The 23,840-nt window shown below is 36.3% G+C and carries 21 protein-coding genes; 14 read left to right on the forward strand and 7 right to left on the reverse strand.

Annotation, left to right across the window (positions count from 1 at the left end; translation table 11 throughout):
• The first annotated feature begins 63 nt into the window (after positions 1-63).
• Complete coding sequence (gene miaA / locus ACM9HF_RS10840; protein WP_473607704.1) at positions 64-969, forward strand: tRNA (adenosine(37)-N6)-dimethylallyltransferase MiaA; 906 nt, start codon at positions 64-66, stop codon at positions 967-969.
• Between the two features lie 6 nt (positions 970-975).
• Here miaA and hrpB read toward each other — a convergent pair whose 3' ends face one another.
• Positions 976-3,636, reverse strand: coding sequence for an ATP-dependent helicase HrpB (gene hrpB, locus ACM9HF_RS10845; protein WP_473607707.1), 2,661 nt, complete (start codon positions 3,634-3,636; stop codon positions 976-978).
• Between the two features lie 257 nt (positions 3,637-3,893).
• On the opposite strand from hrpB, the gene ACM9HF_RS10850 reads away from it, so the two are divergent.
• The 11 genes from ACM9HF_RS10850 (at position 3,894) to panC (ending at position 16,473) form a co-directional block, all read left to right on the forward strand.
• Positions 3,894-4,559: an RNA polymerase sigma factor gene (locus ACM9HF_RS10850; protein WP_473607712.1), complete on the forward strand. Its 666-nt coding sequence runs from the start codon at positions 3,894-3,896 to the stop codon at positions 4,557-4,559.
• Between the two features lie 19 nt (positions 4,560-4,578).
• Complete coding sequence (locus tag ACM9HF_RS10855; RefSeq protein ID WP_473607715.1) at positions 4,579-5,631, forward strand: FecR family protein; 1,053 nt, start codon at positions 4,579-4,581, stop codon at positions 5,629-5,631.
• 237 nt (positions 5,632-5,868) lie between these two features.
• On the forward strand, positions 5,869-8,358 hold the full coding sequence (locus ACM9HF_RS10860; RefSeq protein ID WP_473607720.1) for a TonB-dependent receptor: 2,490 nt from the start codon (positions 5,869-5,871) through the stop codon (positions 8,356-8,358).
• A 167-nt stretch (positions 8,359-8,525) separates the two neighbouring features.
• Positions 8,526-10,010 carry a purple acid phosphatase family protein gene (locus ACM9HF_RS10865; RefSeq protein WP_473607724.1) on the forward strand — a complete coding sequence of 495 codons (1,485 nt, stop codon included), beginning with the start codon at positions 8,526-8,528 and terminating at the stop codon, positions 10,008-10,010.
• Between the two features lie 256 nt (positions 10,011-10,266).
• A complete protein-coding gene (gene sfsA, locus ACM9HF_RS10870) occupies positions 10,267-10,947 on the forward strand; it encodes a DNA/RNA nuclease SfsA (protein ID WP_473607728.1) in 681 nt (226 codons plus the stop codon).
• Between the two features lie 393 nt (positions 10,948-11,340).
• The gene (gene dksA, locus ACM9HF_RS10875) at positions 11,341-11,787 is read left to right on the forward strand and encodes an RNA polymerase-binding protein DksA (protein ID WP_473607732.1); all 447 of its coding nucleotides are present in this window, start codon (positions 11,341-11,343) and stop codon (positions 11,785-11,787) included.
• 38 nt (positions 11,788-11,825) lie between these two features.
• Positions 11,826-12,725: a tRNA glutamyl-Q(34) synthetase GluQRS gene (gene gluQRS, locus ACM9HF_RS10880; RefSeq protein WP_473607736.1), complete on the forward strand. Its 900-nt coding sequence runs from the start codon at positions 11,826-11,828 to the stop codon at positions 12,723-12,725.
• A gap of 124 nt (positions 12,726-12,849) precedes the next feature.
• A complete protein-coding gene (pcnB, locus tag ACM9HF_RS10885; protein WP_473618288.1) occupies positions 12,850-14,277 on the forward strand; it encodes a polynucleotide adenylyltransferase PcnB in 1,428 nt (475 codons plus the stop codon).
• Positions 14,278-14,769, forward strand: coding sequence for a 2-amino-4-hydroxy-6-hydroxymethyldihydropteridine diphosphokinase (gene folK, locus ACM9HF_RS10890; RefSeq protein ID WP_473607739.1), 492 nt, complete (start codon positions 14,278-14,280; stop codon positions 14,767-14,769).
• 42 nt (positions 14,770-14,811) lie between these two features.
• On the forward strand, positions 14,812-15,606 hold the full coding sequence (panB, locus tag ACM9HF_RS10895; RefSeq protein WP_473607742.1) for a 3-methyl-2-oxobutanoate hydroxymethyltransferase: 795 nt from the start codon (positions 14,812-14,814) through the stop codon (positions 15,604-15,606).
• Positions 15,607-15,618: 12 nt separating this feature from the next.
• A complete protein-coding gene (gene panC / locus ACM9HF_RS10900) occupies positions 15,619-16,473 on the forward strand; it encodes a pantoate--beta-alanine ligase (protein WP_473607746.1) in 855 nt (284 codons plus the stop codon).
• 455 nt (positions 16,474-16,928) lie between these two features.
• On the opposite strand, the gene ACM9HF_RS10905 is transcribed toward panC, so the two are convergent.
• The 6 genes from ACM9HF_RS10905 to ACM9HF_RS10930 all read right to left on the reverse strand — a co-directional run bounded on the left by ACM9HF_RS10905 (position 16,929) and on the right by ACM9HF_RS10930 (position 22,224).
• Positions 16,929-17,078, reverse strand: coding sequence for a hypothetical protein (locus ACM9HF_RS10905; protein ID WP_473607750.1), 150 nt, complete (start codon positions 17,076-17,078; stop codon positions 16,929-16,931).
• Positions 17,079-17,326: 248 nt separating this feature from the next.
• The gene (panP, locus tag ACM9HF_RS10910) at positions 17,327-18,958 is read right to left on the reverse strand and encodes a pyridoxal-dependent aspartate 1-decarboxylase PanP (protein WP_473607754.1); all 1,632 of its coding nucleotides are present in this window, start codon (positions 18,956-18,958) and stop codon (positions 17,327-17,329) included.
• Positions 18,959-19,381: 423 nt separating this feature from the next.
• Positions 19,382-20,077 (reverse strand): tRNA (guanine(46)-N(7))-methyltransferase TrmB, encoded by a 696-nt coding sequence (gene trmB, locus ACM9HF_RS10915; protein ID WP_473607758.1) that lies wholly within the window; start codon positions 20,075-20,077, stop codon positions 19,382-19,384.
• 15 nt (positions 20,078-20,092) lie between these two features.
• A complete protein-coding gene (locus ACM9HF_RS10920; RefSeq protein ID WP_473607762.1) occupies positions 20,093-20,866 on the reverse strand; it encodes an ABC transporter permease in 774 nt (257 codons plus the stop codon).
• A 1-nt stretch (position 20,867) separates the two neighbouring features.
• Positions 20,868-21,815: an ABC transporter ATP-binding protein gene (locus tag ACM9HF_RS10925; protein WP_473607765.1), complete on the reverse strand. Its 948-nt coding sequence runs from the start codon at positions 21,813-21,815 to the stop codon at positions 20,868-20,870.
• A gap of 76 nt (positions 21,816-21,891) precedes the next feature.
• Positions 21,892-22,224: a DUF2956 domain-containing protein gene (locus ACM9HF_RS10930; RefSeq protein WP_473607768.1), complete on the reverse strand. Its 333-nt coding sequence runs from the start codon at positions 22,222-22,224 to the stop codon at positions 21,892-21,894.
• Between the two features lie 131 nt (positions 22,225-22,355).
• Here ACM9HF_RS10930 and ACM9HF_RS10935 point away from each other — a divergent pair, with 131 nt between their 5' ends.
• Both ACM9HF_RS10935 and ACM9HF_RS10940 read left to right on the forward strand, forming a co-directional pair.
• Positions 22,356-22,985, forward strand: a complete 630-nt coding sequence (locus ACM9HF_RS10935; RefSeq protein ID WP_473607772.1) for a dUTP diphosphatase — start codon at positions 22,356-22,358, stop codon at positions 22,983-22,985.
• 196 nt (positions 22,986-23,181) lie between these two features.
• Positions 23,182-23,838 (forward strand): response regulator, encoded by a 657-nt coding sequence (locus ACM9HF_RS10940; protein WP_473618289.1) that lies wholly within the window; start codon positions 23,182-23,184, stop codon positions 23,836-23,838.
• The last annotated feature ends 2 nt before the right edge of the window (positions 23,839-23,840 follow it).

Raw genomic sequence — 23,840 nt, forward strand, 5'->3', positions numbered from 1 at the left:
TCTAGCCCTGACAATTGCTATACAGGTATAATAATCACGTTTATTATATTAATTGGAAACCCTATGTCAGCTTTCAACCTACTCGTTATTCTCGGCTCTACCGCTTCAGGTAAAACTAAACTTGCAGTGGATCTTGCTCGTTTACTTAATGGCGAAGTGATGTCGGCTGACTCAAGACAAGTATACAAAGGTCTTGATATTGGCAGCGGGAAAGATCTTCAAGAGTATCAAGAAATTCCCTATCATTTAATTGATATTGTAGAGCCGGGTTACGAATATAATATTTTTGATTTTCAACGCGACTTTATTCGCGCGTTTGAAGATATAACTAACAGAAATAAACTGCCTATTTTAGCGGGGGGATCAGCTTTATATGTTGATTCAATAATTAAAGGATACCGATTAGTTGAAGTACCTGAAAATCCTGAATTACGCGCAGAACTCGCAAATCAAAACCATGACATTTTAGTTGAACGACTCAAAACACTAAAACCTAACCTGCATAACACCACTGATTTAATTGATACTCAACGATTAATAAGAGCCATTGAAATTGCTGAAGGTGAAAAAAGCACACCTGAAAATATTGCTTACTTTCCCAAATTAACACCTTTTATTACCGCGATTAATTGGGAAAGAGAAATAGTTAAACAAAGAATAACTCTCCGCTTAAAAGAACGATTAGAACAAGGATTGATTGAAGAAGTAGAACGACTTCATCAACAAGGCGTATCGTGGGAAACATTAAACTTTTATGGTTTAGAATACCGTTTTGTGGCGCAATATCTACAAGGTCAACTCACCAAAAACGACATGTTTCAAAAGCTCAACAGCGCCATTCATTTATTCTCTAAGAAACAAGCTACATGGTTAAGACGATTAGAAAAAAATGGCACTAAAATTCATTGGCTTGATGGTAATCAACCAATCCTTGAGCAAGCCATGAAGAAAATAGCGCAAGCGACTTAAACTCACTTAGCTCAAATCTTCATCCTTCATCATGTGTCGTTTCGTTTGGCGTGTTGCCTTTGCATTCGCTGGGTCATCAGGCCAGAAATGGCGTGGATATTGCGATTTCATATCCTTTTGAACCGCCTTGTAACTCCCCTGCCAAAAAGCAGCTAAATCTTGAGTTACTTGAATAGGCCTTTTTGCTGGAGATAGAATTTCTAGCAATAGCGGAATACTATTCTGACCGCCTTGCTCGTTATTATCGGTGCCTATTGATGGCGTAACTGTTAAACCGTAAAGCTCTTGCATCGGCATAGACACAATGGGCGAACGCTCATCCGTATAGCGAATAGCACAACGCCTTTTTGTTGGGCCAATAAAATATTCAGGTGCGGCTTTCACTAAGGTTTGTTGCTGTTGATAGCTTAATAAGGATAAAAACATTTCAGAAAAGTCACATTTATCTAACTGTTTTTTACTTTTAATGTCGCCAACAAAAGGTAAAAACCAGGTATCTATATTTGCCAACAAATTAGCTTCATCACTACTTGGTAAATCTATCGCCTTACTGTGTAAAGTTAACCAACGCCATCTTAATAAAAGTGCTTGATCTTTCTCTTTTAAAGGCAAAAAACTTAAACCTTGTTTAGTTAATTCTTTTGCCCATAATTGCGCAACTAACTCGCTATTTAATTGTTCAGGGGAAGCTCGTTCATCAATCACTAAGGCGTTTATTTTAGTTAACTTTTGCGCTGTAATACGATCGACCTTGGCGTTGTAGGCCGTATCGATTTCAGTACTGGTTTGCACAATATTCCAATCGATAAGCTGTTCAATATCAACAGGTGCCGCAAGCTGGACTATTAACCCTTTTTGCCCAGCTCGAGATTCTCCAGTTCTCATTTGAACTTCGCTTACTTGAGCCGCAACAATATAAGTTTCTCCCAAGAGAGCATCGTCTTGATTTATAGTGATACCTTTTCCGGCTGTTGTTAGATACTCGCCTGTTTGCTGGTTGCTAGTCCCTTTGTTGCCGCTCTGGGTAATATCGTCATAACGATATTTAGCAACACGTTCAGGGTACGCTAAGGCAAGTAATACGCCAGTGTAATGAACGGGGAATTGGCTGCGTGCTTTTACGCTGCTACTAAATTTTTTAGCGAGTTGATCCGCTTGTTTAAATACTTGATGCGCAACATGACCACGAACTTTCTCATGTAATAACGCATCAATTCTATGGGTTAAATTACAATCAAAGCGACTTTGTTCGCGGGTAAATACATCTCGCTCTTCTAACAATACAGCAATTAAACACGCTAAAGATAATAGGCCTTTAACGCCATGCTTTTGTTCTAACGACTTTGCCATAATAATCATATGAGCAAAACGTGGATGAGATGCCACAACAGCAACCGCTTTACCGTGAGAAGTTAACTGATTTTGATCCGTAACAATATTTAACGAACGTAGCTCTTGCCAAGCTTGTTGTTCTTTAATTTCTGTGGGTAATTCAATTAGTGGTAAGTCAGATAGTTTAGTTACTCCCCAACGCGCAGCTTCAATTACAAAAGGTAATAAATCAGCCTGCTGAATTTCACTTTTACTGTTTTCATCGCGTCGGCTAAAGTCTTCTTGGCTGTATAAACGTAAACACTTACCTGCACTTAAACGCCCAGCACGGCCAGCTCGTTGTATAGCTGAAGCTTTTGAAATAACTTGTTGCTGTAATTTATTGGTTAAGGTTTTAGGATCATAAATGGCTGTTTTTTCGAAGCCACAATCAATCACTAAGGTTACACCTTCAATGGTTAAACTGGTTTCAGCAATATTAGTCGCCAATACCAATTTACGTTCGCCATTCGCTGATGGAGCAATCGCTTTTTGTTGTTCAGAGATAGAAAGCTCTCCATATAATGGACACAATTGAATAGCAGAATTGATGAGCTTATCGGCTAAGTTTTGACACAAGTATTTAATATCGGCAACACCCGGTAAAAACACAAGAATAGAACCATCATGTTCAACGGCTTGTTGTGCAATAACTTTTAAGGCATGTTCGCGCCATTGATTCGCTACTGAGTAATGTTGTTGTAAACGTTTTGAAGTTACATTGGGTACATACTCAACATCTACCGGAAAACTTCGTCCTTCACTCGCGAGTGTAATCGCATCAGGTAGCTTTTGTGTTAATGATTTAATCGCCAGCGTTGCCGACATAATTACTAGTTGTAAATCTTCTCTTAAAGCCTGCTGAACATCTCTTGCCAAAGCATAAGCGAGATCACCATGCAATGAACGCTCGTGAAACTCATCTAATATAACTAAACCACAATCACTCAGTTCAGCATCGTTTTGAATAATTTGCGTTAAAATACCTTCGGTTATCACTTCTAATCGTGTACTCCTGGAAACTTTCGATTCATTCTTTAATCGATAACCAATAGTTTGCCCTACAGGTTCGCCAATTTGCTGACTTAAATAACAGGCAATATTTTTAGCGGCGACGCGACGAGGCTGTAATAAATAGATTTTTTTATTTTTATATTGCGCTAACGACAACAACCACAAAGGCAAACGTGTTGATTTACCCGCACCAGGAGGAGCCGTTAATATCAAAGTATTATGTTGTTTTAAAGCAGAAAGAAATTCATCTTTAATCGCATCTATCGGAAAGTATTGGGTCATAAAAGTACAGCTAAAATAACGTTAAGGGCGTTATATCCTATTTAACCTAAGTTCTAGATAAGTCATTCTACCTGACATAGCCCTTAACGTCTTACATCTTGTTTAAGTAGAGCTTTAGATCATTTTTAATGACAAATTCTTGCTCATAATATTAAATTTTTATGAAACTTTATAATTTTAAGTTTGCTGTCATCTTAGTGTTGTGATCACTCGTTACTATTCGCCCGATTTTTCTAGTTGTTAGCGAGTGAATACCAATGAATAAAGTGGTACATAAAGCCCCATTGTTTTTTATTAATTCCTATTTGAAAGAATCAGCACCTAAATCAAATACAACTTATACACAAAATAACAATGTAACTCACCACCAAACTATCGATAAACTTTTTCGTAATCACTGGCGTGATGTTTGTCGCTTATTACATAAGTGTTATGGCTCAGGGCCACCTGAACCTGAAGATGTTGCCCAAGAAGCTTTTAGTCGATTTGCTCAAATGAAAGACACTTCTGAGGTACAAGATCCAAAAGCTTATATCATTAAAATAGCCATAAATATCACTTTAAAATCGATTGGCCAATTAACTAAGAATCGTAATTTTTTGGCTGAGCAACTTCAGCTCAATGAAGATCAGTTAGATGATGTGTGCCCTGAAACAATTTTACAAAATGAGCAACGCATTGCAGCTTTACAAAAAGGCACTGAGCAACTCACTGAAAAACAGCGCGATATTCTGATGCGAGTGCGTATTAAAGGACAAACCTATGTTCAAATATCTGCAGATACTGGCTGGAGCTTAGCCGATATTAGTCGTCAATTAAACTCAGCAATGGCAATTTTAGAAAGTGTCGATACCGATGCCCAATTTACACATACAAACACCAAAACACACTTAAACAAAACCAATTGTCGTACTGCCTACTAATTTCTTAAGAGTTGAATACATGAAGCAACAAAACCCAAACGCCAAAGGCGAACTAATTATTTTGCACCCTTCTAATAGTTCGACTAGTGATACGCCACAAGCACAAGCCAGAACTTGGTTAGCTTATTTTTATTCTGGTGATATAAGCCAAGAAAAACGTGAGCAATTTGTACAATGGCTAAACCACAAGAATGAAAATCGTCAAGCATTTAAACACTCACACCAAGTTTGGCAAACTATTGGCATGACAGACTCAGCTGTCGATTGGTTACAAAATCACGCAGATGAAGAGCAGGATCGAAGCAACAAAAACTTTTTCACTAAATCAGCCATGTATATTAGTGCTATGGCTTCATGTGTCGCGTTAATTGCAATATTCACTTTATTTCGTAATACCGCGCCCACCATCATTGCAACACCTGAAGTCGCATTTAACTCGCCCATTGGAGAAAACTCTTCATTCACTTTAGATGACGGCTCTAAAGTCACATTATCAGGTGGTTCCAGCATCCTTGTAGCCATTAACCAAGAAGAACGCAAAGTAAAACTGGAACAAGGCAGTGCTTATTTTGATGTAGCTCATGATCCATCACGCGTTTTTTCAGTAACCGCGCAGCAAACTCAAGTACGGGTAAGAGGAACCGCCTTTGAAGTTAAACAAGGAACGAATAACGCAATAAAAGTTTCAGTTGAGCGAGGTTTAGTGGACGTAGCTGATTTACCAGAGCAAGGAACAAAGGATGAACAAGTACAGCGCTTAACTGCTCATCAGCAAATACGGGCGAACATTCATGGCGAATTTACCTCTGCTGTTTCTCCCTTTGACCCTGAAGCTGAATTTTCTTGGTTAAACGAGCGCCTAATATACGATAACGTGCCATTACAAAGTGTCATCATGGATATTAATCGATACGCCAGTAAACCTGTGGTTATATTAAATGACAGTATTAATAACCTACCTATAACCGCTTCTTTTACTTTCAAGCAAATAGATCAAATGCTGGCTGGTTTAGCTGCCGCGTATTCAATTACCTTTATTGAAGAAGAAAATCGTAATGTGCTCACAAAGTAATCTATACATCTCAATTGTAAAAAAATTAACAAGCTTAATTTCGAGAAAAAATAATTTTATCGCTTTATTTTAGTTCAATAAATAAAACAAGGTAACAAACTGAATTTAAAAGATTTAAACAACAAAAAATGAACTATCAAATATTAAGCTTTTATTAAACAACCTATTTTCATGAAAAAAATTTTAACTCTATGACTCTTGTAGCGAACCCACATTAATTAACTTGGAAAATACAAAATGAAAACATTGAGTCGTTCTATCAAGTTCGCTTTATTTGGTGGAGCTGTTGCCACTTTGGCACCTGTTCATGTTCTAGCACAACAAACTGAAATCAATATTGCTATTCAGCCATTAGGCCAAGCATTAAATCAACTGTCTCAACAAACAGGTACAGTGATTATTGCACCGAGTCGTCTTGTTAGTAATAAACAAGCGGTTGCCACTACAGGTAAATTATCAACAATTAAAGCAGTTGAACAATTATTACAAGGTAGCGGATTAAAAGCTCACGAAGAGCCAAGCGGTGCCATTGTTATTAAAAAAATAGAAACAAGTTCGTTAACACAAAATAAGCGCGCTCCAAACTATCAAGCACCAATGGATGAGATTGTAGTAACCGCATTAAAACGAGACAGTAGTTTACAAGACGCACCTGTAGCAATTTCAGTATTAGGTGGTGAAGAGTTAAAAGCCCAAGGTGTTACAGATTTTACAGACTTGATTGATAGCTTGTCGGGCATTTCAATCAACTCAGCTTTTGGTGGCCCTGAAAACAGCTTTATTACCATTCGTGGTATTGGTGGAGCAGACGATTATAAACCCAATGGTAATCCTTCAGTTGCTTTACATGTAGATGGTATTTACCAAACATCTAACGCTTATTTAAGCATGCCACTTTTTGATTTAGCGCGTATCGAAGTATTAAAAGGTCCTCAAGGAACACTTTATGGACGCAATACAACAGCGGGCTCAATTAACGCTATAACAAACGCTCCAGGTGAGGAAGTTAATGGTTATGCTGATATTGAATATGGTTCTTACGATTACGTATCAGGAAGCGCAGCCATTGGCGGACCAGTATCTGACAACTTAGGTATTCGTGTTGCTGTTTTAATGAAGCAAGGCGGTGGGTTTATGGACGGAGCAGGTGCCGGTAACTTTGCTGGTTTTGTTCCTGAAGGTGGTGAAGGAATCGTTCCTCCGGTAGCAGATCCAGGTAAACGTGATGGCTTTGGCGATGCTGATTTATTCGCTTTTAGAGGTACAGCGGTTTATGACTTTGATGATGTAACCTCGTTAACGCTTCATTATTTTTCTAGCCAAGACCGTGGCGATACTCGCCAGTACGACCGTATTGCTTTTAGTGAAGATAACCCATCACGCAACGCAGGTGAAAACAACGACCCATACGAGTTTTATACTAGCGAATATTACTCACACGAAATTGATGTAAGTGGTTTTTCTGGTGACTTTAGCCGCCAGCTTAATCCTAATTTAAACCTAGATGTATTATTTGCTATGCAGAGTAGTGAACGCAATGTAAGTGGAAATGGTGACGGTACTTCGTTCCCTCGATACCAATACAATTTCGACGACAAACTCGACCAAAAGTCATTAGAAATTCGTTTAAGTGATGCAACCGGTGGTGATTTTGACTGGATAGCCGGAGCATTTTTTATTAGTGATTCAGTAGACTTTACCAGCAACTGGACAAGCTACGCTGTATTGTCGGAATATAGCTCTCCTTATAATCAACGTCGAGGCAGTGTTGCTACTTTTGCCAATGTAGATTGGAACATATCAAACGACTTAGTGATTAGCGGTGGTTTACGTTATACCAAAGACACAGCTAAATTCAGCGGTAAAAATATTGACTCAGATCCTTGGGGATTATCTAAATTTGAATCAACATTTAATACTCAAGCCAATTTTTCATGGGATCGTGAGTTTGATGACAGCAACGTTTCAGGAAAACTAGCTGTTCAGTACTTCTTAAACGATAACTTAAACGTATTTGCGTCAGTAAGTACTGCATATCGTGGTGGCGGATTCGATGGCACCTCTATCTTCTCAGAAGAAGAAACTTACTCTTTTGATTCTGAAGAAGTACTCGCTTATGAAGCTGGCTTACGTTACGTCACTGAAAACCTGAATCTAACATTCGACGTATTCTCTTATGATTTTGAAGAGCTACAAGCAACAGCTCGTTTAGCAAATGATACTAACGGTAGAACCAATGTTGGTGAAGCCACAGTTCAAGGTGCTGAAGCTTCAATCGCTGTAACCTTGCTAGAAACTAACAATCATAAAATAAGCTTAAATACCGCGGGTACATACCTAGATACTGAAATCACCGAATTTAGCTCAAACCGAGTGAATGATGTGATTAATACCATAGGTGATCCGTTACCAGGTTCGCCTGAATGGAGTCAAACAGCATCACTTAGCTACCAAACATCGTTAGCTAACAATACGCTAGTTGATGCCCGCCTTAACTATAGCTATCACGGTAAAGAGTCAAATCGTTTAAATGCAGGTGAAGGTAACACAGCACCTTCATACTCATTATTAGGTTTACGAGTAGATGTAACCTTTAACAATGGTTTGAATGTATATGCTTATGGTCGCAATATTACTGACGAAGTTTATTTTCTTGAACTAAACGATGGTGCTCGCTTAGTTGGCGCACCAGCTACATTTGGTGGCGGAGTAAGTTACGCGTTTTAAGTCATATAAAACAAACTAGGCACAACTTTAAAGTGCCTAGTTTTACCTTTTCATTACCCATGAAACTGCATTTAATTTAAGAATGCCAATTCAATGAAGTGGGAATGTAATATTTAAGATCTACATTGCTTATCTAGATCTTAACTTTTAACGTTTAGGAAATACCAATGAAAACATTTTGGATAATCTCTACATATCTACTTGTTATCTTTTCAGCTACGGTTCATAGCCATTCAGAAAAAGCAGCTATCACCCCATATTTTGATGCTTCTTCTTGGCCTGATCGCATCGTAGTTACAGCCACTGAAACACCCTACAATAGTTTTTCAGTTACTTGGCGAACAGACACTAGTGTAAATGAGCCTCTAGCTGAAATTGTAAAAAATACCGCTGATGCTCGCTTTGATATTAATGCGCAGTCATTTACTGCAAATACGGAAAACACACCACTACGTTATGGCTTCAATAAGCCTCAAACGACAAAATTTAGTTATCCTGCCAATGCAGAACTCAATCCTGTTAACTATCACTCCATAACCTTTAAAGGGTTAGAACCCGATACAGAATATAATTATCGCGTCAGTGGTAAGTCTGGCCACTGGTCTCCTTGGCAAAGAATAAAAACTTCCGCTGAAACACCAAGCGATGACTTTGAATTTCTCTATTTTGGCGATGCCCAAAACGGTATTTATTCGCACTGGCCTCTGGTATTAAAACGCGCTTGGCAACAATCTCCAAAAGCTGAATTTGCCATATACGCAGGCGATTTAGTTAACGAGGGAGCTAACGATCATCAATGGTCGAATTGGTTTAATGCCGGTCAATTTATTCATAGCATGTTACCGGCTATTGTCGTTCCGGGTAATCATGAATACGACTGGAAGATACAAAACAATAATGAAAAACAGTGGGCGCTTTCTGACCTTTGGCAAAAACAGTTTACTCTACCAGCAGTTGCCACTTTACCTATCGAATTGTCTGAAACCGTTTATAGCGCTAGCTACCCTGATTTAGATATTTTTGTTGTAGATTCAGAAGCTTTAGGTAGCCAAGAATTATTACAAGCACAGGCCAAATGGCTTGATGAAAAATTACAAAGCAGCAAAGCTAAGTGGCATATAGTAACTATGCACCACCCCATTTTTTCAAATTGCGGTATGCCTTTAAATACTGCAGGCCAAGATGAACCGGAAATTAGAAACGCCTTTTTACCCGTTTTGCTCAAACATAATGTCGATTTAGTATTACAAGGTCATGATCATAGCTATTCAAGAGGCAGCATAGGCACTAATAAAGACATAAATCTGATCGCTAGTCCTAATACAGCGAAAAAAGTAAAGTCGGTATTTATCACTTCGATAGCAGGGCCTAAAACCTATCCGCAAAAATTGACTCTTTGGCAAGAATACAAAAAGTATGGGGTAACTCTAGAAAGAACCGGAGAAAATACACCTACATATCAAGTTATTAAAAAAACAAAGAATCAACTGATTTATCAATCCTTTACAACAGACGGAAAACTATACGACAGTTTTAAGCTAAAGAAAAATGGCACAGGAGAAAAAACCTTAAAGGTTGAAGATAACTTACCGGAACAACGCACTTTTAAAAATACCGGTACTTATCAAAGTCATCATGATTTAGGAGAATAATGTAGCGAAATGATCATGATAGGTAGAAATTCATAATTCTAAAATTTTAACAATCGACTCAATTGGTTAACCTCTCACGACAAACTCATTACTTAGCATACTATGTGATTTCAAAGGTTAACCTATGAGCTTAAAGCTAGATCAATATTCAGCTTTGACTTCAATAAATTTCCCCATCAATAATCTAGATAAAAACTTTCATTACCATGGCCCTTAAGGCAGAATCGTTAACCTCTTTCAGTAAGCATCAAAAAATATGACCCAAAAAATATCATTACGTAAAGCCACATTAATTAAACGTTATAAGCGTTTTCTTGCTGATGTAATTTTAGAAAACGGTGAAGAAACTACCATGCATGTTGCAAATACAGGCGCTATGAGCGGTTGTGGTAGCCCAGGTGATACTGTTTGGTATAGCACGTCTGAAAACAAAAAAAGAAAATATCCCTTTAGCTGGGAGTTAACAGAAAAAGCTAATGGCGATCTTATATGCGTTAACACTCACCAAGCCAATGTGTTTGTACAGACAGCCATAGAAAAAAATGAGATCCCAGCTTTAGTTGGCTTTTCAGCGCTAAAAAGAGAAGTAAAATACGGCGAAGAAAACAGTAAAATTGATATTTTATTAACTTACACAGACAAACCTGATCACTACGTTGAAATAAAAAGCGCAACCCTATTAGAAGATGGGCAAGGTTATTTTCCCGATACTACAACAGTGCGCGGACAAAAACACTTAACAGAGCTAACAACAGTTGCAGCAAACGGTGAAAGAGCTGTTCTTATTTTTGCGGTAATGCATTCAGGTATCAAATCGGTGTTACCGGCAAAACACCTAGATGCAAAATATGCTGAGTTATTTGAACAAGCTAAACACAATGGCGTAACAATAATTGAATATCATGTACCTTTACTTGATTTTTATGAGTTTAATTAAGCTAATATCCCAAAAACACAAGATATTTACGATTAAATAAATAACAACATAGTGAATATTATTAGAATTTTTGAATAAACATCAAATTTCGTTTAAACCCCGTTTATATGGTATAAAAGGTGAAAAAGATTGACTCTGCACAGTAAAGGCTGCTACAAGGTCATGTTAAAAATTAGCTACAAGTATACAGTTTTCAACTTTTCTACCTTAAGTGTTTGATTAAATAAAATTATTTTTATTTTTTAGATAAAAACCTTGTTTTTACGCAAGTGAAACACCATATAGTTGGGATATTTAATGCCTACGAATAGGCAGTAATAATTTAAGTTGTTGTGAACTAATGCAAGTATTATTCACTTCAATATAAAGTTAAGTCGCATTAGGAGATAAAGCATGCCAAACAGCGCAAATAAAGCATTAGGAATTCTGGCATTAGCTGGCGTAAAGCCATACCAAGAAGAACCTAACGAAGAGTACATGGGTACGCCCCAACTTAAGCATTTTAAATTAATTTTAGAAGCTTGGCGTTCTCAATTGCGTCAAGAGGTCGATCGTACCGTTACTCACATGCAAGATGAAGCTGCGAACTTCCCTGATCCTGTAGATCGCGCAGCTCAAGAAGAAGAATTCAGTTTAGAACTACGTACACGTGACCGTGAACGTAAGCTTATTAAAAAAATTGAAAAAACATTACAACTAATTGAAGAAGACGATTTTGGTTTTTGTAAATCTTGTGGTATTGAGATTGGCATTCGCCGTTTAGAAGCTCGTCCTACTGCTGATTTATGTATTGAATGTAAAACCCTTCAAGAAATAAAAGAACGTCAAATGGCAGGCTAATCCCTGCTTAATTACTTGAAATATAGTTTGGTTTACTTATGGTAAATCTTGACAATAAACGACCACAGTCATTATATCGTGGTCGTTTTGCTCCTTCCCCCTCTGGTTTACTTCATTTTGGTTCTTTAGTTACTGCTCTTGCGAGTTATTTAGACGCAAAACATAATAACGGCACTTGGCTTGTACGTATTGAAGATATTGATCCACCAAGAGAATTGGCAGGTGCGAGTAGTGAAATTTTAAAAACCCTCGAGTCTTATGGATTACATTGGGACGAGAGTGTTTTATATCAAAGCCAACAAACACAAATTTATCATCAAACCCTAAACCAACTCGCAAAAAATCAACTTATTTATTACTGCCAATGTACTCGAGCACAAATTAAAAAGTTTGGCGGAATATATCCTTCAATTTGTAAAACCTTAAATTTACCTTCATTGAATAATGCCACTCGTCTTATAAACAATGCAGGTGTTTATGAATTTAACGATACAATTCAAGGTTTAATTACTGGCGATAAAAAAGTTGCGGCAGAAGATTTTACATTAGTAAGAAAAGACGGCTTATTTGCTTATCAATTAGCCGTAGTGGTTGACGACATTTTTCAAAACATTACCCATGTAGTAAGAGGCTGTGATTTATTAGAGCCCACTTTACGGCAATTAAGTTTTTTCGAAATATTAAATACTCAGGCGCCTATTTATAGTCATATTCCATTAGCGGTAACTAAAGAAGGCTATAAATTAAGTAAACAAAATAAAGCTCCAGCGATTAACAATCAAAAACCTCAACCCGCACTAATTTCCGCATTGCATTATTTAGGGCAAAATCCACCTGAAGAACTTAGGTTTGAATCAGTAGAAAACATTATAAGTTGGGCAATAAGTCATTGGTCGATGAGTAAAATCACCCAAAAGCAAGAAATAGTTATACAATAAGCGACTGAATGTTGGAAAATACACTGTTTTCATTCTATTTTTAAACACTGTGTTATATCATTAGCACTATAATCAAGAACTCAAATTTAATTATTTCCTTTATCCACTTTCTAAGGCCTGCACTATCAAAAGCGTTATCAATTTATGCAAACGAGTACTTAAAAAAAGTACGACTAAAAAATCTAAAACACCGCAAATAACAAAGCCGGTAGTATTAACGAGAGATCAGCATCCGGTATCACGCAAGCTGATGAGTACTAATGCCCTAAAGGTTCTGTATAGATTAAATAGTGGTGGTTACGATGCATACCTAGTCGGTGGTGGTGTTCGCGACATATTATTAGGTGTTATTCCAAAAGATTTCGATATTGTCACTAATGCTACGCCTGAAGAAATTAAGGGGTTATTTAGAAACTGTCGTTTGATCGGTCGTCGATTTAGATTAGCTCACATTGTTTTTGGCCGTGAAATTATAGAAGTTGCCACTTTTAGAGGACATCACGATTCGACTAAAGACGACAAAGCTTCCAAAGTGTCTAAGCAAAGTGACGAAGGTATGCTGCTTCGCGATAATATTTACGGTTCTATTGATGAAGATGCAGAGCGTAGAGATTTCACTATAAACGCACTTTATTATTCTGCTAAAGACTTTACCGTTCACGACTTTGCCAATGGTATTGCGGATATAAACGCGAAACAAATTAGATTAATTGGCGATCCAGAAACACGCTACCGAGAAGATCCGGTTCGCATGTTAAGAGCAATACGTTTTGCTACAAAACTTAATATGGAAATAAGTGCTGAAACGAAAGCGCCTATAAAAGCATTAGGTTCATTATTAGACAATATTCCTCCGGCTAGAATGTTTGAAGAGTTTTTAAAATTATTCATGTCAGGTAAAGCCGAAGCAAACTTCGAACTTTTGAGAGAATATGATTTATTTCAATATTTTTTCCCGTTAGTTGATCAAATACTGAATCAAAACTCTGAACCTTATTTATACCCGTTTATCAAGCAAGCATTAAAGAACACAGATAAACGCGTTAATAACGACCAAAGAGTTACCCCTGCATTTTTATTTGCAGCCATGCTTTGGTATCCATTACAAAAGCAAATAAAACAATTAAATGCAACCGCACAACTTACTCCACAAGATGCCTTTTTTGCTTGTATGAGCGAGATTATGGCTGAGCAACAACGTAGCATTGCTATACCTAAACGCTTCCAAGCAGTAATGAAAGATATTTTAATCCTGCAAGATAAGTTGTCTCGTAGAGAAGGCAAAAAGGCTTATAAAACTTTTGAACACCTTAAGTTTAGAGCCGGATACGACTTTTTAGTTTTACGTGCAGAAATAGAAGCAGCAAATTTAGATAAGTCGAATGGCCTGTCTGACTTAGAAGAATTAGCAAAATGGTGGACAGACTTTCAGGTTACTCCTCCAGAAACAAGAGAGCTGATGATAAAAAGCGTTATACATAACCGTTCAACGGCTAAGCGTTCACCTAGAAAAAAACGTAAACCTAGAATTAAAACAACAGAAAACTCATAAATGGTTACAGTTTACATTGGCTTAGGCAGTAATTTAGAAAACCCTAAGCAGCAAATTATAAATGCAGTAAAAGCAATAAAATCGATAGAAAGCACGGTGATGTCGGGTATTTCCTCTCTTTATTATAGTCGTCCTATGGGTCCTCAAGATCAACCTGATTATATGAATGCCGTTGCTGAGTTAACCACCACATTATCTCCACTTGCTTTACTTGATGAGCTTCAAAAAATTGAAAACCAAGCAGGCCGTGTAAGAAAGGATGATCGATGGGGACCACGTATTTTAGACCTCGACATACTTTTATTTGGTAATAGCATAATAGATTCAGAACGATTAACTGTTCCTCATTACGGACTAAAAAATAGAGAATTTGTACTATTACCTCTTCACGAAATAGCCCCAAAACTATGTCTTCCTGACGGCGACAGTATTGAAAATCTGAGCCAGAACATTCCTGCAAACGGGCTAAAAATCCATAGTCAATTAAGCTAATATTGTCTTAATTGTTCACTACTTATTTTACTGGAAAATCTTATGGCTAAGATCACAACTTCAACCTTGATCAAAATGAAACAGCAAGGCGAAAAAATTTCAACAATTACCGCTTACGATGCAAGTTTTGCTAAATTATTTGACCAAGCAGGTATTCACGCTATTTTAATAGGTGACTCACTAGGCATGGTTTTACAAGGCGAAGACGATACTCTACCGGTAAGCATTGACGATATGGCCTACCATACTAAATGTGTGCGTAATGGCGTTGAAAACACGCTTGTTATTGCCGACATGCCCTTTATGAGTTACGCCACAACCGAGCAAACTTATATAAACGCAACTAAACTTATGCAAGCGGGTGCTAGCATGGTTAAAATTGAAGGCGGAAGCTGGTTAGTTGACACCATTAAAGGTTTAGTTGAACGTGGTATTCCTGTTTGTGCTCATTTAGGCTTAACACCTCAATCAGTGAACGTGTTCGGTGGCTTTAGAGTACAAGGTCGTGATAAAACAAAAGCATTAGAAATGATTGAACACGCCAAACAATTAGAACAGGCAGGTGCGCAATTATTAGTATTAGAATGTATACCTGACAGCTTAGGTAAAGCGATTACGGAAGCCGTTACTATTCCAACTATAGGCATTGGCGCTGGTAAAGGTACTGATGGACAAATACTGGTAATGCACGATGCTTTAGGAATCTCATGTAGTTATATGCCTAAATTTTCGAGAAACTTTTTAATCGATACTGGCGACATAAAGAAAGCGATAGAGCTTTATATTAAAGAAGTATCTTTAGGTAACTTCCCTGGTCAAGAACACATTTTCGAATAGTTTGGGACTATAATGAAAACAGTTGATAACATAAATGATTTACGCCAAATAATTACAGATTGGCGTCAACAAGGTTTAAAAATTGGCTTTGTGCCAACTATGGGTAATTTACATGCTGGTCATATTTCCTTAGTGACTGAAGCTCATAAACATGCAGACAAAATTGTTGCTAGCATATTCATTAATCCAATGCAGTTTGGTGAAAACGAAGATGTTGATAGCTACCCAAGAACCATGAACGCTGATAAGCAAAAGCTTGAAGCAGAAGGTACTGACTTATTATTTACACCAACCCCTGAAATTATTTACCCTAAAGGGCTAGATAAACAAACCTACGTTGAAGTACCTAATGTATCTGAAGGTTATTGTGGTGAAAGCCGCCCTGGCCATTTTAGAGGTGTTTCAACCGTAGTGTGTAAGCTGTTCAACTTAGTACAACCAGACATTGCTTGTTTTGGTTTAAAAGATTATCAACAAGTACAAGTTATTGAAACTATGGTAGATGATTTATCAATGCCCATTGAGATTATTCCTGTTGATACGGTTAGAGAAGCTTCTGGTTTAGCATTAAGTTCTAGAAACGGTTATTTAACTGAAGAAGAGCTTAAAATAGCCCCCGCATTAAGCCAAAATATTCAATGGCTAGCTAATAAATTAAAAACCGATAATGACTTTATTGGTTTAGCTAAAACAGCTGCGTCGTATATAGATAATGCAGGATTAAAAACTGATTACATTCATGTTTGCCATGCAAAAACATTACAACCCGCCAGTGAAGATGATACAGATATTGTTATATTAGCCGCCGCTTTTTGTGGTAAAGCACGCCTAATAGACAACTTAAGATTTTCTTTAAAATCAGCGTAATACTCAAAAATTAAATAATTAAAATAAAAAAGCAGAAGTTTAAATAACTTCTGCTTTTTTATTTTCTTAAATATTACCTATTCTCTTAGTTTAATTAGCCTATATACCCGTAACCATTCAAGATGCAGGTTTCAGTGGGAACTAAAAACAATTTAGGCACAGATTTCACGTTCCAAACGAAATCTAAGTACATACATCCATGTATGCAAGGCATTAAGTTTACGTCATGGTTATTCCCTTACTAAAGTTAATAACGCAGCATAAATTGTTTTTAGACCCATCGAAGAAGCGCTTGAGCAAAATCACTTCGTCGTTAATGCTTTTTATAAGGGAACGACCATTATTACAAAGCATTGCCTTGAATTGATATCGCTCAAGTGCTCTGAAATACGCATCTTGATTGGTAACGGGTATATACACAAAGGAAAAATAAACAGATCCTAGTGAAATTGGTATTATTCGTAAGAACGAGTAGACCACTCAAGTTCATATTCTAATTCTTCAATTTTTTTATTCGCCTCAAGCAGCTGTTGCTCTATTAACGCATAATTTATTTGTTCATTGGCTACCGATTGCATTGCGACGCTGTTATTAAATTGTTCCATAAATCACCACCTAATATAATTGTAACTAGGACTGTATTATTACAGTATGGATTACATAAATCAACAAATAAAACACCAAAACGAAATAAAGTCGAAACATAATCGAAACAACTTCGTAAGACAAAAGTTAAACATTGAATGTGTAAATAACAAAAACAAAAAGACAATACCAGTAATATATTGTCTTTAAAGGATTTTAGGTTTATTTAGATAGGAGATGGAAATAAATAATTAATGGATATACAAAATCAACCACAAATACTATGTAACTCAGGAAGAAAGGTTACACTTTCATTTGCTAGAACAGCTTGTTCTTCAAGAATACTGTGCAATATTTTATTTGATGTGAGCGGATTTGCTAGTACCACTCTAAAAACCAAAATTTTCTTACCCTGATAGCGAGATACTTCTATACGTGTTCTTGAAACAAACGACTTACCATTTTCACGCTGACGTTTTTGAACAAACTTAGTTAACTTATCTAACAGATCATTTATTTTATCTTGCTGCTCAAGTGTTGCTGTAGCAAGATATTGTTGAATAATTTTAGGTACATAACGATAGGTTAACAAGCAAAGTTCAGGTCGTGTTATGAGCTCGAAATCATCATGTTCATCAATGGTATTAGCAAAATAATTAGCCTTTTCAATACTATGATTAATCAATAATTCATAACCTGGACGGCTAATAATATGTAAACTAGCATACACAAGCATAGCCATACCAGGACGTGAACCTTCAAGCGTATGACTACCTAAATCTTTAGATCCCTTACGAATGATATATTCAGCATGATGCTCAATAGAAGCAACAGCTTTAGGGTTTTTAAAAACAACCAACCCTGCCCCCATAGGAATATACATTTGCTTATGGGCATCAATAGTTACTGAGTCTGCACGCTCTATACCGCTAAGGATCTTACGGTATTTATTTGATAATAACGTGGCTCCACCCCATGCAGCATCAACATGAAAGTTACAAGAAAACTCTTGTGCAATATCAGCCATATCATTGAGAGGATCAACGTTACCAGTTTCTGTGGTACCTGCCACTCCAACAATACTAAGTACTTTAATATTTTTATTCGCGAGTTCTTGGCATTTTTCACGTAGTTTTACACAGTCAATTTTATTGTATTCATCGGTCGGAATTCTGATTACGCTTTCTTCACCAATACCTAAAATATCTGCTGATTTTTTGAGAGAGTAATGGCCACGATCTGAAACCAAAATGGCTAAGCCTTTATAAGCATAGTGGGTAAGCGCATTAAATAAACCTTCTTTTGCAACCCCTTTAAAATTACCATCAGGCTTTAAAAGGTTATTTCGAGCAACCCAAAGCGCGGTAATATTAGCAACAGTACCACCAGAACAAAAAGCGCCTAAAGAATGATTTGGGCTATGCATCCATTGCTCATAAAAAGATTCATCGTCTTGATAAACTAAACGATGCATCATACCTAACACTTGGCGTTCGAGCGGTGTAAATGCTTTAGATGTTTCAACTTTTACAAGGTTTTGATTTAATCCCACCATTAATTTAGACAATGGCAAAATAAAATAAGGTAAAGCTGAAGTCATATGCCCTATGAAACTAGGGCTTGACGTATGAACTGATTGAGAAACCAACTTATCTAATAAATGACGCATATGATCAGAAACAAAGCTAGGCTCTTCAGGAATAGTAGAACCAGCAAAATCTTTCTCAATATCGGTTAACGCTTGATTGGTTGCCACAATGTGGTTACCAAGAAAACCAGCAAGGTTTTGAGACATTTCTTTTTCAATAGCACCTAATGTTGAATCAGGGGCTTCAGGAATAGTAAAAATGCGGTGTAGAGATTTGTGAGTTGCTTTAGCTTTGCGCTTATTCGCTGTCATACTTATCACTTATTCTAAATATAACCTGAACTCTGGTTAATATAAGTTTGATTCTTTATTATTGCGGCACTTTAATAAATATTAACCTAAAAGTCTCTACTTTTTATAAGTGAGCTTTACGTTAAACCGCTAGATATGTACATAAAACTTAACTCTACAATCAAAACACAAATAAGAGAATAGAGGAAAACTTGTTTTTTTATCTTGCTAATCATACCGGATCCTATTTTTTATTATGAATAAGTAAATAGAATTCAAATATCGCACCAAAAATAACTAACTGATATTATTAAATAAAATATAATTGTTATTTCATAGAATATAAAAAATTGTTAATTTCGCCAATAAATGTAACTTTTCACAACGATATGAGTATAGAACAAAAATCAAAATGTAATAACAAATGGAAACATTCTTTTGTCATTACTTTATTTTAATGGTTAGTTGAAAACATTCTTGACCGCTTGCACGATATTTAGCTTCAAAAGGAGTTAATGGTTCACTGTCATCAACCGTAGCAAATTTTCCAGTTAAGTTTAAAAGAGATACAGCAAAATTAAATTCTTCTAAATATAAACGCCAATTGCTACGTAAGATCATGGTATCCCCTATTTTAAGCATATCAGGAAATACCGCACTACCGTGCCAACGACGTTGCACATGTTTAGATTTAGGCCAAGGGTTTGGATACAACACATAATGCTGAGTAACAGGCCATTTAGCTGCCAATACCAAACGATAAAAATCGTTCAAATCAGCTCGAATTAAATAGAAGTTATCAACCTTCTGACAACTGTCTTCGTTAACCAACTCATCAACATTGCGGTTGATACGATTAGCCGACTTATCTACCCCTATAACTAAAGCCTTGGGGTTTCGTTTTGCCAGCAATCGCGTACTTTGTCCAACACCACAGCAAGAATCTAAAATGATCTCACCATCAAATGCTTGCACCACTTTATCTATTTCATCGAAAGCGTCTTGTGTATGTTGTTGATACGGTTTTTTAAATGGATGTTTTATATGTTTTAAAACAATCTCTTCAAGCTTTTCATGAATACCGTTTTGATTAGTAACAATTGCTTTAGAGTCGCCCATTTTTTCTATTTGTTCTTTCATTAACTTCGCCATTTATTAACTTCGTAAGCCTACGCCTTTTGTAATTAACACCATAGCAATAGTAAATAAGCTAACAATAAAAATACCTAATACGGAAAAAGCTAAAGTTAAACTCACATCAGATATACCTAAAAAACCATATCTAAACGCATTTACCATATAAACAATAGGATTAACTTGTGATACGCCCTGCCAAAATTCAGGTAACAAGCTAATAGAATAAAATACCCCACCTAAGTAAGTTAAAGGAGTTAAAACAAAGGTAGGGATAATTGAAATATCATCAAAACTCCCGGCAAATATTGCGTTAATTAAACCACCTAAAGAAAACGTGGCTGATGTTAAACAAACGGTTGCAATAATAATCCAAATATTATGAATTTGAATATCAACAAATAATAACGAAATTAGCGTAACAATAAGGCCAACTAAGATACCGCGTATCATGCCGCCACCTACATAACCAGCAACAATAACCCAATTAGGTACAGGGGCTACTAGCATCTCTTCAACATTACGCTGCCATTTAGCACTAAAAAAAGATGACGCGACATTGGAGTAAGAATTAGTAATAACACTCATCATGATCAAACCTGGAACAATAAACGACATATAATCAAAGCCGCCCATTTCACCTATTCTTGATCCAATTAATTCGCCAAAAATAACAAAATATAAACTAATGGTTATTGCCGGTGGTACAAGTGTTTGTACCCATATGCGCATAAAACGGTGAACTTCTTTATATAAAATACTTTTTAACGCAATAAAGTTAACAGACGAACTCATGTTATTGCTCCTGTGTTTCTGTTTGAGGTTTTTTACCTATCAAGCTGACAAACAGCTCTTCTAAACGGTTACTTTTATTGCGCATACTTTTAACATTAATATTTAACGCAGATAATTGACTAAACACTTCGTTAATCGTTTGAGATTTATCAACGTCAACTTCTAACGTGTGTTCTCCCACTAATCGGCTGTTAAAGTCTTTAAGATCGATAGCTGCATTATCACCTAAGCTTTTAGCATCTAAATCGAGAATAAAAGTTTCAACATTTAACGTGGCTAATAATGATTTCATATCGGTATTTTTTACAATAATACCTTTATCAATAATCGCGATGTTTCTACATAGCATTTCAGCTTCTTCAAGGTAATGCGTGGTTAAAATAATCGTAATACCTTGTTGATTTAACTCTCTTAAAAACTCCCACATTGAACGGCGTAACTCAATATCTACGCCTGCTGTGGGTTCATCTAATATCAATACTTTAGGTTCATGCATTAAAGCGCGAGCGATCATCAAACGCCTTTTCATACCGCCAGACAACATACGAGATGCGTCGTTACGTTTATCCCAAAGCTCTAACTTTTTTAAATATTTTTCAGTTCTTTCGTGTGCTGTTTTACGATCAACACCATAATAACCCGCTTGATTAACCAAAATAGTGGTTAATGTTTCAAACATATTAAAGTTAAACTCTTGTGGTACTAAACCTAAATAACTTTTAGCGGCTTCTAGCTCTGTATCAATACTTTCACCAAAAACTTTCACCGTGCCCGATGATTTATTTACTAAGGAGGTAATAACCCCTATCGTTGTAGATTTGCCGGCACCATTAGGCCCAAGTAAAGCAAAAAAATCACCTTCATCAACCGTTAAATCAATGCCTTTAAGTGCTTCAAATCCGCCTTTGTATACTTTTTTCAAGTTAGATATTTCTAACGCTTTACGCATAATTTAATCCTGATTAAGTCCTGATTACCGATAATGATGATGCTATAGATGAGGGGGTTATTGGATTTTTCAATGATCATTTTAGAATATAAAATACAAAGAGTATCCAACTTACAATAAGTAAAAGCCAAGGAATTAGTACCTTACTTGTTACTTTGTTTAACTTTGTTGATTCATTTGCGTTTTCTTCACGATTATCTTCCGTAGCACTTTTAGCTTTAAGCTGCTGTTTTCGCTGTTTATCGCGTTCTCGCGCTTTTACTTTTTGCTGCTTCTTATATTCACTAATGCCTTTTTCGATACCTTGTGCAATAAGCTTGGTTTGCTCTTTAGTTTGCCCTGGCTTTTGAATAGATTTAGCCACTTTAAGTGCATCTTGTTGTGTTTCTTTGGAAGCTGTTTGATTCATAAATAGTTATCGTAAAATTGAAGAAAAATTATCGCGAATAATTAAACTATTATACTGATTTATCCAGTAAATACTTGTAGGATATCGCCTATACAACAGAATATTAATTAAAATCATTAAAGAGACAATGCATGAGCAACTTATCTACTGCAACTACACAAATTACACAAATGTTAACTATGCAAGATGCAATGAATTCTCGCGTTAGCGAAACGTGGAGAGATAATAACTACGAATGGTATCGCGCAATCTGGGTTGAATGTGCTGAAATGCTTGATCACCACGGTTGGAAATGGTGGAAACATCAAGAGATTGACGTACCTCAAGTACAATTAGAATTAGTCGATATTTTTCACTTTGGTTTAAGCCTACGCTTAATGACAGGCGCTTCAGTAGAAAGTATTACAGCTGAATTAGCTCAAGAGTTAACAGAAAAAACATCTGAAACAGATTTTAAAATAGCATTAGAAAATTTAGCCTCTGCGGCGGTTTCAAATAAAGCGTTTGATGCTGTTGCGCTTGCTGATTGTATGCGATTAATGAATATGGATTTAAACGAATTATTTCGCCAATACGTAGGTAAAAACACCTTAAACTTTTTCCGCCAAGATCATGGCTACAAAGAAGGCACATACATTAAAATATGGAATGGCGAGGAAGACAATGAAGTATTAGCCAATATTGTCACTACCCTTGATCCAAGCGCCGCTGACTTTCAACAACAATTATATGCAGCATTAGAAGCCAAATACCCTAAATAAACTGCATACAAATAAAAGAAAAAGCCAATCGTTAACTAGATTCACGATTGGCTTTTTCGTTTCTAAAAACTGTTAATTACTATTAAGTGAAATAAATGTAAAGTTTCACCACAATTTATTTTTTTTAGCCTAAAGTCTAATAAATACTTTCCTGAAAACCGTTTATACTGAATACGAGATATTTCTAAGGAACTCTATTATGATTCAGCCAGAAAAAATAATAATAGCTGATGATCATCCTTTATTTAGACAAGCTTTATTGGGGACATTAAAGTCAAAATTTATTACTACAGGTTGGTTAGAGGCACAAACGATCCCTGAACTCGAACAATTACTCACTAATCATAGTGACTGTGATTTGCTTCTACTTGATTTAAACATACCTGGCGCACATGGTTTTAACACCTTAATTCATGTAAGAACTCATTATCCACAAATACCTGTGGTTATTGTTTCAGCTCACGAAGATCAAGATACCATTAGTAAATCTATGGAGTATGGTGCAGCAGGTTTTATTCCTAAATCGACACCTATTGACCTTATTTTTACAGCAATACAGCAAGTTTTATTGGGTAATGTTTGGGTACCAGAAGCTTTTGAAGCCTCAGAAAATGATGATACGAGCATTGATATCTCTGAGCGTGTTGCCAGCTTAACCCAACAACAATATAAAATTTTATTAATGTTTGCCCAAGGCATGTTAAATAAGCAAATAGCGTATGATTTACATGTATCTGAAGCAACAATTAAAGCACATGCTACCGCTATTTTTCGTAAGTTAAATGTACGTAATCGTACGCAGGCAGTTATTGCTATTGGACAATTAGATATTCCAGAACTTAATTTAGATTAAGA

It is taken from the genome of Colwellia sp. RE-S-Sl-9 (assembly GCF_048296855.1).
Classification (GTDB): domain Bacteria; phylum Pseudomonadota; class Gammaproteobacteria; order Enterobacterales; family Alteromonadaceae; genus Pseudocolwellia.

What these genes read in the sequence shown, in the direction of transcription:
- miaA (WP_473607704.1), top strand. Translation starts at nt 64, where the DNA reads ATGTCAGCTTTCAACCTACTCGTTATTCTCGGCTCTACCGCTTCAGGT.
- hrpB (WP_473607707.1), bottom strand. Translation starts at nt 3,636, where the DNA reads ATGACCCAATACTTTCCGATAGATGCGATTAAAGATGAATTTCTTTCT.
- ACM9HF_RS10850 (WP_473607712.1), top strand. Translation starts at nt 3,894, where the DNA reads ATGAATAAAGTGGTACATAAAGCCCCATTGTTTTTTATTAATTCCTAT.
- ACM9HF_RS10855 (WP_473607715.1), top strand. Translation starts at nt 4,579, where the DNA reads ATGAAGCAACAAAACCCAAACGCCAAAGGCGAACTAATTATTTTGCAC.
- ACM9HF_RS10860 (WP_473607720.1), top strand. Translation starts at nt 5,869, where the DNA reads ATGAAAACATTGAGTCGTTCTATCAAGTTCGCTTTATTTGGTGGAGCT.
- ACM9HF_RS10865 (WP_473607724.1), top strand. Translation starts at nt 8,526, where the DNA reads ATGAAAACATTTTGGATAATCTCTACATATCTACTTGTTATCTTTTCA.
- sfsA (WP_473607728.1), top strand. Translation starts at nt 10,267, where the DNA reads ATGACCCAAAAAATATCATTACGTAAAGCCACATTAATTAAACGTTAT.
- dksA (WP_473607732.1), top strand. Translation starts at nt 11,341, where the DNA reads ATGCCAAACAGCGCAAATAAAGCATTAGGAATTCTGGCATTAGCTGGC.
- gluQRS (WP_473607736.1), top strand. Translation starts at nt 11,826, where the DNA reads ATGGTAAATCTTGACAATAAACGACCACAGTCATTATATCGTGGTCGT.
- folK (WP_473607739.1), top strand. Translation starts at nt 14,278, where the DNA reads ATGGTTACAGTTTACATTGGCTTAGGCAGTAATTTAGAAAACCCTAAG.
- panB (WP_473607742.1), top strand. Translation starts at nt 14,812, where the DNA reads ATGGCTAAGATCACAACTTCAACCTTGATCAAAATGAAACAGCAAGGC.
- panC (WP_473607746.1), top strand. Translation starts at nt 15,619, where the DNA reads ATGAAAACAGTTGATAACATAAATGATTTACGCCAAATAATTACAGAT.
- ACM9HF_RS10905 (WP_473607750.1), bottom strand. Translation starts at nt 17,078, where the DNA reads ATGGAACAATTTAATAACAGCGTCGCAATGCAATCGGTAGCCAATGAA.
- panP (WP_473607754.1), bottom strand. Translation starts at nt 18,958, where the DNA reads ATGACAGCGAATAAGCGCAAAGCTAAAGCAACTCACAAATCTCTACAC.
- trmB (WP_473607758.1), bottom strand. Translation starts at nt 20,077, where the DNA reads ATGAAAGAACAAATAGAAAAAATGGGCGACTCTAAAGCAATTGTTACT.
- ACM9HF_RS10920 (WP_473607762.1), bottom strand. Translation starts at nt 20,866, where the DNA reads ATGAGTTCGTCTGTTAACTTTATTGCGTTAAAAAGTATTTTATATAAA.
- ACM9HF_RS10925 (WP_473607765.1), bottom strand. Translation starts at nt 21,815, where the DNA reads ATGCGTAAAGCGTTAGAAATATCTAACTTGAAAAAAGTATACAAAGGC.
- ACM9HF_RS10930 (WP_473607768.1), bottom strand. Translation starts at nt 22,224, where the DNA reads ATGAATCAAACAGCTTCCAAAGAAACACAACAAGATGCACTTAAAGTG.
- ACM9HF_RS10935 (WP_473607772.1), top strand. Translation starts at nt 22,356, where the DNA reads ATGAGCAACTTATCTACTGCAACTACACAAATTACACAAATGTTAACT.